General features: G+C 44.1%; 14 protein-coding genes. 10 read left to right on the top strand and 4 right to left on the bottom strand.

The window, feature by feature from the left end; translation table 11 throughout:
- Positions 1-352 precede the first annotated feature (352 nt).
- Positions 353-1,936, bottom strand: coding sequence for an ISL3 family transposase (locus tag EJ361_RS18785; RefSeq protein ID WP_126247184.1), 1,584 nt, complete (start codon positions 1,934-1,936; stop codon positions 353-355).
- A 425-nt stretch (positions 1,937-2,361) separates the two neighbouring features.
- Here EJ361_RS18785 and EJ361_RS18780 point away from each other — a divergent pair, with 425 nt between their 5' ends.
- From EJ361_RS18780 to EJ361_RS18745, 9 genes are all read left to right on the top strand, one after another.
- Positions 2,362-3,537, top strand: coding sequence for an SMODS domain-containing nucleotidyltransferase (locus EJ361_RS18780; RefSeq protein WP_205687046.1), 1,176 nt, complete (start codon positions 2,362-2,364; stop codon positions 3,535-3,537).
- Positions 3,503-3,664, top strand: a complete 162-nt coding sequence (locus EJ361_RS26180) for a nucleotide-binding domain-containing protein (RefSeq protein ID WP_205687052.1) — start codon at positions 3,503-3,505, stop codon at positions 3,662-3,664. Before EJ361_RS18780 ends, EJ361_RS26180 begins: the two co-directional genes overlap by 35 nt.
- Positions 3,665-3,682: 18 nt before the next feature.
- On the top strand, positions 3,683-4,237 hold the full coding sequence (locus tag EJ361_RS18775) for an SLATT domain-containing protein (RefSeq protein WP_126247183.1): 555 nt from the start codon (positions 3,683-3,685) through the stop codon (positions 4,235-4,237).
- Positions 4,238-4,470: 233 nt separating this feature from the next.
- Positions 4,471-5,436, top strand: a complete 966-nt coding sequence (locus EJ361_RS18770) for a hypothetical protein (RefSeq protein ID WP_126247182.1) — start codon at positions 4,471-4,473, stop codon at positions 5,434-5,436.
- Positions 5,433-6,299, top strand: a complete 867-nt coding sequence (locus EJ361_RS18765; protein ID WP_126247181.1) for a hypothetical protein — start codon at positions 5,433-5,435, stop codon at positions 6,297-6,299. The genes EJ361_RS18770 and EJ361_RS18765 overlap by 4 nt, the downstream gene beginning before the upstream one ends.
- Before the next feature lie 457 nt (positions 6,300-6,756).
- Positions 6,757-7,755, top strand: a complete 999-nt coding sequence (locus EJ361_RS18760) for a hypothetical protein (protein ID WP_126247180.1) — start codon at positions 6,757-6,759, stop codon at positions 7,753-7,755.
- Positions 7,756-7,819: 64 nt separating this feature from the next.
- The gene (locus EJ361_RS18755) at positions 7,820-8,149 is read left to right on the top strand and encodes a nucleotide pyrophosphohydrolase (protein WP_126247179.1); all 330 of its coding nucleotides are present in this window, start codon (positions 7,820-7,822) and stop codon (positions 8,147-8,149) included.
- A 152-nt stretch (positions 8,150-8,301) separates the two neighbouring features.
- Positions 8,302-8,451 carry a redoxin domain-containing protein gene (locus EJ361_RS18750; protein WP_126247178.1) on the top strand — a complete coding sequence of 50 codons (150 nt, stop codon included), beginning with the start codon at positions 8,302-8,304 and terminating at the stop codon, positions 8,449-8,451.
- A 195-nt stretch (positions 8,452-8,646) separates the two neighbouring features.
- On the top strand, positions 8,647-8,868 hold the full coding sequence (locus tag EJ361_RS18745) for a TlpA family protein disulfide reductase (protein ID WP_126247177.1): 222 nt from the start codon (positions 8,647-8,649) through the stop codon (positions 8,866-8,868).
- Between the two features lie 308 nt (positions 8,869-9,176).
- Here EJ361_RS18745 and EJ361_RS18740 read toward each other — a convergent pair whose 3' ends face one another.
- A complete protein-coding gene (locus tag EJ361_RS18740) occupies positions 9,177-10,283 on the bottom strand; it encodes an epoxide hydrolase family protein (RefSeq protein WP_126247176.1) in 1,107 nt (368 codons plus the stop codon).
- A 343-nt stretch (positions 10,284-10,626) separates the two neighbouring features.
- Between EJ361_RS18740 and EJ361_RS18735 the strand changes: the two genes are divergently transcribed.
- Entirely contained in the window at positions 10,627-11,541 is a 915-nt protein-coding gene (locus tag EJ361_RS18735) for a ketopantoate reductase family protein (RefSeq protein WP_126247175.1), read from the top strand.
- Between the two features lie 2 nt (positions 11,542-11,543).
- Here EJ361_RS18735 and EJ361_RS18730 read toward each other — a convergent pair whose 3' ends face one another.
- Both EJ361_RS18730 and EJ361_RS18725 read right to left on the bottom strand, forming a co-directional pair.
- The gene (locus tag EJ361_RS18730) at positions 11,544-11,885 is read right to left on the bottom strand and encodes a HopJ type III effector protein (RefSeq protein WP_126247174.1); all 342 of its coding nucleotides are present in this window, start codon (positions 11,883-11,885) and stop codon (positions 11,544-11,546) included.
- Between the two features lie 127 nt (positions 11,886-12,012).
- A complete protein-coding gene (locus tag EJ361_RS18725) occupies positions 12,013-12,780 on the bottom strand; it encodes a MerR family transcriptional regulator (RefSeq protein ID WP_126247173.1) in 768 nt (255 codons plus the stop codon).
- Positions 12,781-13,125 lie beyond the last annotated feature (345 nt).

Genomic DNA, 13,125 nt, shown 5'->3' with positions numbered 1-13,125 from the left:
TTCGATGTTTTGAAATAAAGCCAAAATAAGCCTGCCAGAATCACGAAGTCACAGGGGCTGACACCAAGGGGCTTTGGGGTTTTTGCATGTGCTTATAGCGCTTTATTTGAGGCCGGGGCAAATTTCTCTGACAATACTGATCAAAAAAGGGCTTTTGCCAGCAAAAATTGGTTTGTATAGGAAATGCTGCAGGTTTTTGGAATGTGCTAACCGGTAGCCAGAGGTAGTCAGTGATTTTAGGTATATTTGTTCAGGGGAAAGGAATAATATCACCGCATCCGGTAGCCATTCTGGTGGCCACTTTGCCCCGTAATAAGGGGGCTACTTTCTGGTTCTTCTTCAATTTTGGTGGTTATGATGGTGTCAACACTAGCCTTCTCTCTAGGAGATTCAGTGATGAGCGGCCATACATCTGTCGTTTAATAGTTTTGAGCTTGTTTACGTTCCCTTCAACCGGTCCGTTGCTCCATGGATAATCGAATGCATTTTTTACAGGTTCAAAATCCTGCAGTAGTCCATTAGCAAATCCTCTTAGCTCTGGTATAGCCGAGTTTTCTACCTTCCATATCCATTCTTTCAATCCAGCACTAGTGCGCTCCTTCAGCATCATTTGGCGAAATTGTACTACTATCTCTCTGGTTTGGTTCAGTGTCACTGACTGTTTACACAATCCCTCAAGTATATCCTGTTCTTGCGTGGTCAATTTTTGCTTATCTCCGAAAAATAGCATTGATGTCTTTGATGGCCTCCATAGTGCCAAATTGGACGGTAGTATTGTTTTTCTGCCCCTTTTCTTACCTAGCGCAAAGCCATATCTGGCTAGTCCGTCTGAAAGTGTGCTATATGCACCAGGATATCCTCTGTCTGTCAATTCAGCAAGTAACTGTTTCAGTTGAAGTTCAGGCACTTCTTTTAACCTTTCTTTTATGTAGGTCAGATGCTTTTCCAATCCAGAAGGACTGGGGTAATTTCTCCTTGGAAGTTCCTCACAATACCTGTATTTCCTTATTGTTATACGGCTCATTTTAAAAGTTCTGGCGATTTCCTTGATAGAAACACCTTCATTGAGCATTTTTTTGACCTCCCTGAACTTTTCATGCTGGCGTTCAGAAGCAAGACTCTTTGGTGGTTCAATCTTGGCCTGTCTTGTTTCCTTATACACTGTACGAACTTTTTTCATGGAAGCATGCTCACGATCGATGACTTTTCGGACAGCTTCTCCCAGATTTTTTAAAAGATGCCATCTGTCGGTTACCTGAACAGCCTGTGGAGCACCTTTACTCGCTGCCCGCTGATAATTACCATACCTGTCCCTGGATACGATCTGTATTTCCGGTCTATCTTTTAACCAAGCTGTAAGCGTATTTTCTTCTCTGTCGGCAAGTAGTGCGATAGGTTTATTTGTGGTGAGATCTACCAGGATACTACCGTAACGGTCACGCTTTTTTATCGCCCAGTCATCAACTCCCAGCGCAATAACTTCTTTGCAATTCGGTAAATCTGCATTATAAATAATGCGTAACAGTGTGCTGTCACTGATACCGATCGAACACTGTCTGCAAATGCGTTCTCCTGACTTTCCACCAGCTTCCAGGGCAATTTTCAATAAAGTTTCACTAAGCCGATTTGTTAATCGCTTATATGGTTCGAAATGATCGTTAAATCTTTCTGTAAATACCTTGAATGGACATTCATCAGTACGACAGTAAAATTTACGTGCCCTCAAGAATATTGTAGTGGACTTCCCAAAGGAAGGTAAATCCATAAACTTTCTGGTATAATAACTGTGGGTCCTAGAAGAAGCCTCCAGGCAATTGGGACAGTGGCTGCTTTTCCGTTTACTCTGAACATAAATATTTAACCTATCGATTTGGTTATCTACAGAAATAACCCGAAAGGGATCCTTAGGATTGAAGATTATTTTTGTGGCATTCATTATACGGATAACGAATACCAGGGACTTCTATCGTTTATTTACCACCAAAATTGAAGAAGAACCACTTTCTCCGAAATTTCCAGCATAACGACCCCAAAAAATGGGTTTACCGCGCGGTACGCCGTGGAAAGCATTTGCGGGTTACGGTGCGAATTACTTCCCGGTTCCTGATCTATCCAAAACCTATCTCACCACCAAACCTGGCAATTACACTTCACCCTGATGAAATATTGCTATTGTCTCCGGGTGAATGGTGCGAAATGTGGTTTCAAGGCACCTGGTGCCATCTGGCAGATGCAGATTGCAGAAAGACCTATAAAATAAGCGACTAAATTTAGGTAGGTGAAACTTTTTCATTACATTGAGCCGTCCAAAAATACACCTTACAAGGCAAACCATTGGTGGAATGAATTAACCTCTCAAGAATGAAAACATCCGAAGTATTTAAAAGTTTCCTATCAAATATTAAAATCGAAGAAATAAAAGCCGAAAATATCTCCTATCGTTACGGACGGATTACCAAAGCACTTAATGAATGTTTTCGCGACACAGATTCCAAAACGGCAAATAGTCTGCAAGTTGGCTCTTATGGTAGATATACAGGTATCAATGGCATTTCGGATCTAGATATGCTTTATTTTATTCCCGCGTCAAAATGGGCAACTTATAACAAAGCGGGAGGGCAAGTCAAGTTACTTCAAGATACCAAATCCGCCATTTCTAATACATATGCCTCCTCTGACATTAAAGTGGACAGGTGCGTCGTAACTGTAAATTTCAAGGATGCCCATATAGATGTTCAACCCGTTTTTATTGAAGAAGATCAAGATTACACGTATCCGGATACATATGGGGATGGTACTTGGAAAGTTACGAAACCACGAAAAGAAATAGATGCGATGGTCGAATTCGACTCTAATAAGAATCGAAATCTTCGCAGACTTTGTAAAATGGCCAGGTCTTGGAAAAATAAGCATGGAGTTAACATGGGTGGACTTTTGATCGATACTCTGGCATATAATTTTCTAAAATCCACGGCGTATTTCGATGAAAAGAGTTATGATTATTATGATGAAATGTGCCGTAACTTTTTTAAGTTCTTGCATGATCAACCCAAGGACCAAAAGGAATATGGCGCACTTGGCAGTAAGCAACGTGTTAAAGTAAGAAAGTCATTTAAAAAGAAAGCAAAAATGGCACTTGATCTGGCAGATCAAGCCATTGAAGCAGCTTCTGATAAAACAAAACACAATAAATGGCGGGATATTTTTGGGAACGACTTTCCTAAATATCAAGATGAAGAAAAAGAGGCAAGAGCAATTAATTTGCATTACACTGATACCGAAGAGTTCATCGAAGCATATTACCCTGTAGATATTCGTTACGATCTTAAAATCGACTGTGAAATCAAACAAGATGGATATCGTGATGGGTTGCTGCGGGAATATCTTTTTAAAAAGATAAGATTAATGCCAAACAAGTCACTAAAATTCTACATTGAAAGAATAGATGTTCCGCATCCTTATACCGTCAAATGGAAAGTGACCAACAGGGGGGGGGCAAGCAATAAAACGAAACAATATCAGGGGCCAGATTATTGATGACAACGGTTCATTCACAAGGATTGAAACCACTACATTTAGGGGAAGCCATTTTGTCGAATGTTATATCATCAAGGATGACGTAGTAGTGGCTCGAGACACAATTGATGTACCAATTTCCGAATAACTATATACACACAATACTATGAAAGAACAGTATGATATTCTTGAATCCCAAATAAGAGAAGTATATGGGAGAGTTGTTTACGCCCATAAAACACATGAGAAATGCGCTGACCTTCTTAAAACCAGAAGTGATTGTTTCAAACTTGCAGAGATTATACTATCCGCCGCAACAACAACGAGTATCCTGGTATTAGTATTCGGAGACGGAAAGATATTTCAATTCCTTGCTGCATTGTTTTCAACAATTCTGCTCGGGCTAACATTATATTCAAAAGATTTTAACTTACTAGCCTTAGCGGAGAAACACAAACAAGCCGCGTTGAACATACTCGAAATTAGGGAAAAATTCCTCTCTTTATTGGTAGACATTAAAGTCGGGTACAAGGACATTCCATTACTTCAACAAAGAAGGGACGAGCTGAATGAACAACTTGTAAACACATACCGGGGGGCTCCGAAAACTATTAGCAAAGCATACAATGAGGCTTCGATCGCTCTTCAAAAACAGGAAGAATTTACATTTTCGGATGAGGAAATCGATAAGTTTTTGCCTGAGCAATTGAGAAAATCATAGATCTCCTTTGTTACGACCAGAGCGAATTTCTTTTATTGTACTATTATCTACGCGTATATAGACCTCTTGTTTTGTTCGGTAGATATATGTATAAGTTAAGAGAAAAGAGGAGGTCAGACAGCCACCCCAATTCTAATGCTTTCAACACGAATTTATAAAATTAATATAATACGCAAGGCTCTGAAGATAGAATTAAACAGTTAGAAGAAATATACAACAATTAAACAGCATCTATGAATTTCCCCCAAAAGCCTATTGCCGATACCTTACATAAAATCATGGTTTCTGCAAAACCTCCGACATCAACTGATAACCTTCCAAGCAATCACATTCGTTTGTTTTTTAAGTCAATGCAGGACTATACAGGAGTAGATGCAAACACTTCATATACCATTATCATAACCATTTTGATTTTTGGCGCTGGTATCTTAACCAATTGGACAATCAATCGGATCAATGCCTGGCGAGTAAGAAAAACTTACCGGCAATCAGTAAACCTCCTATTGTACAACTTCGCCCAGGAGTGCAGAAAAAATTATGAAGTAGTGAAAGAGTCAATTGAGGCCCCGTCTATTGTGGAAATACATTCAGCGGGATTCCAGCTAAAGATAATTGCACATCTTTATTTTCTGGAAAAAATCGATTACTCGGTATTTCTTAACCACTATGTCAGGTGTGGCAAAAAGAGGTTAAAAACTAAAGCAGTGACCAAAGTCTTTGAAATCATTGGTAGTATCAAAGATATGGAAGAAGGGGCGATAAAAAACATGGAGCTTTTTACAAATTTACTGAACGATAGACAAGAAGTATTCAGAAACAGCCAATTTGAAATAGAACGTTTTTTAGAAAGAAGTCTGATGACTTTACAGGTAGTTGATTATAGCGTAAAACACGAGTGTATCAATGTCTACAAAAAATGGAAACCGCACAGTAATGTTACGTTCTTCTCAAATGTATATTCTAACCTCATTGTTCCCCTAAAGGAAACATTAGACAAATATCCGGGGGAGAGATCATTGGATAGTTTATATGTTGACGTTGATAATTGTTATCGTGCCTATCCGGATTTGCAGCATATTGACAAACTGGTAAAGGATAATTTTAAACCGCTATCAAGGTTAAATCATAACGCATACCGAAAAATGATGGTAATCTTGAAAATATTCAGTTATGAAAAACAAAAACCGAGAGGAAAATGAGAACGCTGGAAAATTTTAGGAAAAATGATTACATGAGGGCGATGCTCCATATTATAGATGGTGACCGCTCACTCCCTCTATTGATCGTTCATGATTTACTTGCCACGGATGCATACTATAATACGCTCCAAAACTTGCAGGTGCTAGAAAAATCAGAAACTGTTGTTTTGAATGGTATTAAAAGGTATTCATCGGTTTTGATGTGGTATCTGGCAGTAGATTCATACATGGACAAAATCTTACAGATTTGCTCACAAATATATGGACAAGATTATGAAAACTTGGTTTCTCACAAAATACAACATAAACCTAAACTAATAGCTGATTTGTTATCTCTCGATCAAAAAGGGTTTCCCTTAGAAGTACTATCGGAGAAGTTATCTGCATTTGATGTTTTACATCAGCAAATGACCGGTTGTTCAAAACAAAAAGCTGCCCTTTCTTCTACTTACAGTTTTTCAAATGGTATCTACGCCATAAATCAATCAGATGGAATACAAGCTATGTTGATAGCCAGTGAGGTATTTGAACTTTTCAGGAATTGTATCCCAGGAGTAGATATAATGCCCTCGGTAGAGGTTTATATGTGGCCTGAAATATATTTCGAATTTGTTGATGTATTGGTAAAAAAGATAATGATCCCATCGATTAGTGATATTCTAAGTAAGCTCCAAATAACTTCGGATATTGACCTTAGTACTGATTTCAAACGTTTTAAGCCTTCTCTAAATGTTGGGAGGTATCGATTTAGCCTTTCGCGTGTAACCATGCAGCATTCAAACTTTTCATTGCCCAAAAACTTGCCTGCAACACAGATAGTTGAGGGATTTGAGGAGGAGTATATGAAAAAGCATACAAAATAGATCTATAATGGCAAAACACATCAACACTAAGTAACACATGACCGTCAATAAAAAGTTAAACATATCCCACTTCAATAAAAGCTTTTATAATAGAAGTGATCCAAAGTTGATCAGGTTTAGGCACATAAACCAGATAATATCTGAAAATCAGTATTTAATACTTTTAAATAACTTTAATAATTCAACCAAGAGTTCGATTGGCTGCTCCTCAGCTCCACCTGATCCCAAACTTGATGGAATCAAAAAATTAAAGGCAGTTCGTTGAGGACTGCCTTTTCTGTTTTACTTATGTCGCCCGAGAGGTTGCAATCCGATTATTTGCTTAACTTTATTATTGATCAACGAATCGGTAAACCGGTACCTCCCCTAAGCGATCTCAAATATTGGATCCCCAAAACAGGCGACCGGATTTCCTATTGACCTGCCTATTTTTAGCGCATCAAAATCAACAGAAAGGATGACCAAGATTATTCTGCAGCCATGCCGTGATGCCTTGGCTTATGAACATTTTCGGGATACGGTACTTAAGGACGTACCGCTTTCGAGCATCAATCGGTTCCTGACACCGGATCAGCAATTTGAATTGGCGCAGATTTACCCGGACGGCAAATGTCGTGTTTGGGGCGTGGAGCCTAAAAGCAAGGATATCAATGTAGGAAAATGGGAACGGATCATGCCGGGAGATATCGCTTTTTTTGCTAAGGAAAGACGTATTTTTTATTCCGGGACCGTTACCTTAACCATCCGTAATAAGAAGGCTGCATTTCAGTTATGGAAAGACAATGGGGAAGATGTGCCATCTACCTGGGAATGTATGTATTTTCTCACCGATGTTAATGAACTGGATATAAGTGTTGAGGATTTTAATATGATTAAAGGGAATAAACCCAACGCAAATATCCAGGGTTTCAACGTATTATATGAGGAAGAAAGCAGGCTCATCCTCGAGCAGTTGGGCCTGGAGGAACTTAACGGAGGAACAGATGAAGTTTCAGGCAGTGAGTCGCAAGCTGAGGATAAGTTGAAGCGTTTACCCAAAACAGATCGTATTACCACCGTTGTTGCTAGAAAGGAACATGATTTACTTACTTATCTTTTACATTACAACCGTATCGAAAATACATGTGCAATTTGCCATAAAATCTTTCCGGTTTCATTGCTTGTGACGGCGCATATTAAAAGACGTGCGAATTGTTCGCACGAAGAGCGTATCAACAGGTTTATCGTTATGCCTTTGTGTAAATTGGGCTGCGATGAACTGTATGAAAGGGGATATATAAGTATTGTCAATGGAAAGGTAGTGTCTGTCCGAAAAAGCCCGCTTACTGAAACAGTCAGACAATACATTGAGGGAATCGATCAAAATACCTGTGCATACTACAATGAAATTACACAAGACTATTTTGCATGGCATTATGCTCATCACAAGAGGAGATATTTTTTGGAATTTCGATAGGATGGTAAGGCTGTGAGGTGACTTTTGGAATCTTTTTAATGACATATAAATTAAAGTCTTAGCTATGAGTGATTGGCATTCGTTAATAAATCTAATCAGACAGTTCAATCAGGAGCGTGATTGGAGCCAGTTTCACAATGCAAAAGATCTTGCACTTGCGTTAAGCATTGAAGCGGGTGAACTCAATGAATTATTTCTCTGGAAGAATGCTGAGGATGCAGACCGTGAAAAAGTAAAAGAGGAACTAGCTGATATTCTTACTTACGCTCTGCAACTAGCAGATAAATACGATTTTGACATTAACGAAATCGTAATCGGAAAAATTAGAAAAAACGCTCTGAAGTATCCAGTCGAAAGGGCAAAGGGGAACGCCAAAAAGTACGACGACCTTTGAATATTTGCGATTTGCGGTCAACTCGTTCGACTTCAATATTATAGGTCCATTTTGTTGTATAATTTGCCTGTTCCTGAAGATTTTCTATTTAGGATTGGTGAAGTTGCAGTGATTGTAATGGTAGACTACTTCACTTCTTATTCCAGAGTGCCGTGAAATCCCCGGCAGCCCGCCAGTATATCGATTCTTTGTACGCCCGTTACGAAGTGCTGGATAAAGGTAAGCCCGCACCTGACTTTGCGGCGAAGAACGAAAAATTCAAAACCGTCCGCCTGTCCGATATAAAGGGAAAATGGTGGTGATCGATATTTGGGCGCACTGGTGCTCCTACTGCATTGCCAACTTGCCGCGCTACGATCGCCTGGCATACCCCGGGCTTTGAAAAGCTGTGGATGTAGCTGGCGAAGAAGGCCGGCATTACGGGCCCTAACAACCTGACGGTGATCGTGAGTGATGAAGACAAACTTTCCAAAACGCTTTTCTAGGATGGCTATCGCATTACGCAGGCGCCCCGCTACGTTGTTATCGACAAAAACGGCAATTTCCACAACCTCGCCGACTTCAAAGGCAAATATGTGCCGATCGATTTCTGGGCCAGCTGGTGCAAACCCTGCCGCGAGGAAAACCCGCGTATGGCCAGACTCAACGAGCAATGCAAAGATAAGGGCCTCTCGATCGTTTCCATTTCCATCGACGAAAACAATGCCAAATGGCTGTAAGCCGTTGCGGAAGACAAGCTGACCTGGCCGCAGCTGACCGGCGAAAGCGGCCCCACAAGCCAGGTAGCGAAAGATTACAACGTGGAAGCCATCCCGGCCACGATGTTGATCGATAAGCAGGGCAGTCTCCTGAAAATTGGATGGCGCGGTGCTGAACTGGAAGAATATCTCGGGAAATTGCTGTAACCGTTATGCCGGTTGTGTAGTAATAAAAGCGTCCCGCCGCCGGAACTCCGGTTGGAGGGACGCTTCTTGAAGGAAGAAAAGTAGAAAGCAGGCCCGCTGCACGGGCCTGCTTTTTTAATGATTTATTTTCCGCCGGTACTATTGAAAAATGCTTTCAGCTCATTGGCCCACAGTTCCGGTACTTCCAACGCGGCGAAGTGGCCGCCTTTATCCATTTTGGTGAACCGTTTGAGGTTGACCCTCCGTTCCGCCCATTCCTTCGGCGTGGGTGCGTCTCCCGGGAAAATCGCCACGCCGGTAGGCACATTCACTTTATTATTGGAGGCGAGCCCTTGTGGATTGTCGACCGCATACGTGCGCATCGAAGAATTGATCGTTTGCGTCACCCAATAAATCATGATGTTGGTAAGCAGATCGTCTTTCGAATAATGATCTTCGATGGAGCCGTCCGGCGTGCGCCAGGTATTGAACTTCTCCGTGATCCAGGCGGCGAGCCCGGCGGGGGAATCGTTCAGCCCGTAAGCCTGCGTTTGCGGCTTGGTGGCGTGCAACATGGCATAGGCGCCTTCCCGGTACCACCAGCCCTGGATGAACTGGCCAAATTGCTGTTCTGCCGGCGACATCTGGCTCCAGTCTTCCGAACCGTTCGGATACCCAACGTCTGACAGGTGGATGGCCGCAACATTGTCCGGGTACAGGTTGGCAAGCGATTTGGCGATCCCTTGCCCCACATCCCCACCCGCTACGAAGTAGGTTTTGTAACCCAGCACCTCGTTCATCAGCGTAGCAAAAATCTTCGCCGATCCGTCGTCCGTTTTGGCCGCGTGCCCGGAGAATCCGAACCCGGGGATGGATGGGATGATGAGATGGTAATCGTCGGTCAGCAGCGGTATCACTTTGTGGAAGCGGTAGAAGCAATCGGGCCACCCGTGTACGAGCAGGAGGGGCCTGGCGTTGGGGTTTTTGCTTTTGATGTGCTGGAAATGGATCGTCATGCTGTCGATTTCCACGGTAAACTGGGGGATGGCATTGATGGCAGCTTCGTGTTTGCGCCAATCATACCCGTTTTGCCAGTATTTCACGAGGTTTTGGAGGAAAACGGGGTCCGTTCCGTAATTCCACCCGATGTTTTCGGGTGCATCGGGCCAGCGGGTCTGGCGGAGGCGTTGTTGGAGATCGTCCAGCACCGGCTGCGGGACATTTACCTTGAAGGGCTTTACAGTAAACATATTGTCGGATTTTTGGGTTTGTGCCTTTGCGCAAAGGGCAAAAACAGCAATCGTCAGGAAAAGAACAGTCTGTTTCATGGGTTTTTCTGTTTGATGAAACAAATTTCAGATCGGGTTATGACAGCAGTATGTCAGCAGTATAATTAGGTTTATAAATAAAAGTACACTTTTTATGGAATCGATTAAAACATTGATTTACGGTTAGTTCATGGTGGGATTGATGTTGTAACAGCTAAGTGGGGATAAGTGGAGAAAGGCCAACTGATCTGCCGGAAATTGTTGCATCTGCCATCCTTCGGGTTGAAGATAACGGCTGACATTTGAGGCATCAAAACACCGGATCATGCAAAACATATTCATCATCGGGGCTGGCGCCATCGGACGGGTACTGGCCGTGGCGCTCGGGATTCATCAAAGGAACGTAGTGCTCCTGCGGGGAAGTACCCCGGATCAGCAGCGGGAAACACGGCTTATCCGGGTGAAAACGCCGGGAGCGCAACTGGAATATCCCGTGGTCATCGACTCGCTCGAGAACCATCCCGTACTCGACGGGATCGTGGTGCTGACGAACAAATCGTTCGGCAATGCTGCGCTGGCCAGGGCTTTGAAGTGTAAGACAGGGGATTCGCCGGTGGTGCTGCTGCAAAACGGGCTGGAAGTGGAAATGCCGTTTCTGCAGGAAGGGTTTACGGATTTGTACCGGTGCGTTTTATTTGCTACAAGCCAGTTTGCGGACGATGGGGGGCTCCGTTTCAAACCGGTGGCGCCATCGCCGGTGGGGGCGATCCGGGGAAGCGGGGCAAGGCTGGCGGATTTGACGGCGCAGTTGGATACACCTGTTTTTCCTTTCCGCGCCGAGCGCAACATGCAGCCGATCATCTGGAAAAAGGCCATCGCCAATTGCGTTTTCAATTCTATCTGCCCTTTGCTGGAAACAGATAACGGGCTTTTTCACCGAAATGAGAAAGCGATGGCGCTGGCCCGCCGCGTGATCGGGGAGTGCGTTGGCGTTGCCCGGGCGAAAGGTGTGGAGATCGGGGAGGAAGAAGTGGTGGATAGCGTGGTCACCATCAGCCAAATGTCTGACGGACAATTGATCTCCACCTTACAGGATATCCGGCATCACCGGCCCACCGAAATCGACACCCTGAACCTCGCCATCGCAAAGATGGCGGACGATATGCAAAAGGCCGGCGAAGTAAGCGCCACGCGGTTGCTGGGCGAACTCACCCGGTTGAAATCCGAGATCAATCTTTAAGCTTATTTCGCGGTCAGCGCTTCTCCCTCAAACACGATTCCTGCCCATCCGTGCTGCATGAACTGCCGGATGTTCTGGTGATCGGTACCGCCGGGCGTGCTGAGCACCGCCTGGTAATGTTCCGCGAACAACTGCAGGGTATCTTCCTTCCCGAGTCCGTTTATTTTTGCGAATGAAAATACTTTGGCGCTGCCCTGGTTCTGGGTAGCTTCGTTAGAAGCTTCGCCGTTTTTGAAAGCGGTAGGCTGGTGCAGGTAATGCGATTCGATGAATGCGATCACGTCCTTAAACGCAAGGGCATTGGATTTCAGCTGTTGGAGCAATGTATCGGTTTGTTGTTTCATGATGATCAGTTTACATGAGTTGGATCGCAAAAATAGAAAATTGAGGAAATATGCTGGAATAACCGAACCTTGCCGTAATAAATTTGAAAAGCCGCAAACATTCGTTTGCGGCTTTCGGATGTAACGATCAGGCAGATTGCTGCGCAATATAATGGTCCATCGCTTCCTTCATGAACTGTGCCAGCTCCATGCTGGGCATGCCGTTCACCGGAGTATAGCGGTTGTCTTGCACATACAGTTCGCCGAGTTTGCGGAAGTATTCCAGTTTCTCCATTTCGATCTTGCCGCCGCTCAGTTTCAGGATGATCGCAAATCGGCGGGCGATGCATTCCTGCACGGGAGCGCTTTTCGGATCGGTGCCCATCAGTTCGGCAAGGCGGTCGTTGATGCGGGTGAGCTCGCGCTGGAGGACTTTCATCTCATCCTTACTGAAGCCGCGCAGCGTTTCTTCGGCGGAAAGGACCGTGTCTTTCCCCCATTTTGCCATGGCCTCGGCCCGGTATGCTTCCATCTTTTCGTTGGGGATGCCATCGTATAAATCTTCTACTTGTAACATGGATTTGTTTTTAAGTGTTACCAATGTTTTGTCGATGGTACCAACCAATGTGTCTATCCTTTCCTTTTTCGCCAAAAGCGCCTTGCGGTGGTCTTCCAACGCCTGTTCCAGGTCGAACGCGGGGTCTTCCAGGATCGCAAGGATGTCTTTAAGCGGAAAGTCGAGCTCCCGGTAGAAAAGGATCTGCTGCAATCGCAACAATTCCTTTTCACCATACAATCTGTACCTGGCCTCGGTACGGACCGATGGTTCGAGCAAGCCCATCCTGTCGTACAGGTGCAAGGTGCGCACGCTTACGCCCGCAAGCCTGGAGAGCTTTTTTACGGAATATTTGTCCATCGTTTGGATTTATACCTTTCGGGCAAATATAGGGTATGACGTAAGGGGAGAGTCAAGCCCCGGCGCCGGTTTTTTTAAAAAAACTTTTTTCGATAGGCTGATACCCTGCGCGAGGCGGACATAATTTTTCGCCGATGGCCTTCCCATTGCCCCGTCATCAGTACGAAGATGGTCGTGTTCGCCGCCGCCGTCGCGCATCTTACCGAAGAGCTGACATACCAACAACTTTGCCGCGCTCACCTATTGCCGGCCGGTCATCACCCGCCCGATGGATACGGTGCTGGTGCTCGTTACCGGCCTCGATGATGAAGGCGCCCCGTCATGCGGTCACGAAAATGCGCAATA

Source organism: Chitinophaga rhizosphaerae (assembly GCF_003958645.1).
In the GTDB taxonomy this organism is placed as follows: Bacteria; Bacteroidota; Bacteroidia; order Chitinophagales; family Chitinophagaceae; genus Chitinophaga; species Chitinophaga rhizosphaerae.
This window is presented reverse-complemented; position numbering and strand designations above follow the sequence as displayed.

Coding starts and splice junctions, on each gene's coding strand:
- EJ361_RS18785 (WP_126247184.1), bottom strand. CDS start 1,936: ATGAATGCCACAAAAATAATCTTCAATCCTAAGGATCCCTTTCGGGTT.
- EJ361_RS18780 (WP_205687046.1), top strand. CDS start 2,362: ATGAAAACATCCGAAGTATTTAAAAGTTTCCTATCAAATATTAAAATC.
- EJ361_RS18775 (WP_126247183.1), top strand. CDS start 3,683: ATGAAAGAACAGTATGATATTCTTGAATCCCAAATAAGAGAAGTATAT.
- EJ361_RS18770 (WP_126247182.1), top strand. CDS start 4,471: ATGAATTTCCCCCAAAAGCCTATTGCCGATACCTTACATAAAATCATG.
- EJ361_RS18765 (WP_126247181.1), top strand. CDS start 5,433: ATGAGAACGCTGGAAAATTTTAGGAAAAATGATTACATGAGGGCGATG.
- EJ361_RS18760 (WP_126247180.1), top strand. CDS start 6,757: ATGACCAAGATTATTCTGCAGCCATGCCGTGATGCCTTGGCTTATGAA.
- EJ361_RS18755 (WP_126247179.1), top strand. CDS start 7,820: ATGAGTGATTGGCATTCGTTAATAAATCTAATCAGACAGTTCAATCAG.
- EJ361_RS18740 (WP_126247176.1), bottom strand. CDS start 10,283: ATGTTTACTGTAAAGCCCTTCAAGGTAAATGTCCCGCAGCCGGTGCTG.
- EJ361_RS18735 (WP_126247175.1), top strand. CDS start 10,627: ATGCAAAACATATTCATCATCGGGGCTGGCGCCATCGGACGGGTACTG.
- EJ361_RS18730 (WP_126247174.1), bottom strand. CDS start 11,885: ATGAAACAACAAACCGATACATTGCTCCAACAGCTGAAATCCAATGCC.
- EJ361_RS18725 (WP_126247173.1), bottom strand. CDS start 12,780: ATGGACAAATATTCCGTAAAAAAGCTCTCCAGGCTTGCGGGCGTAAGC.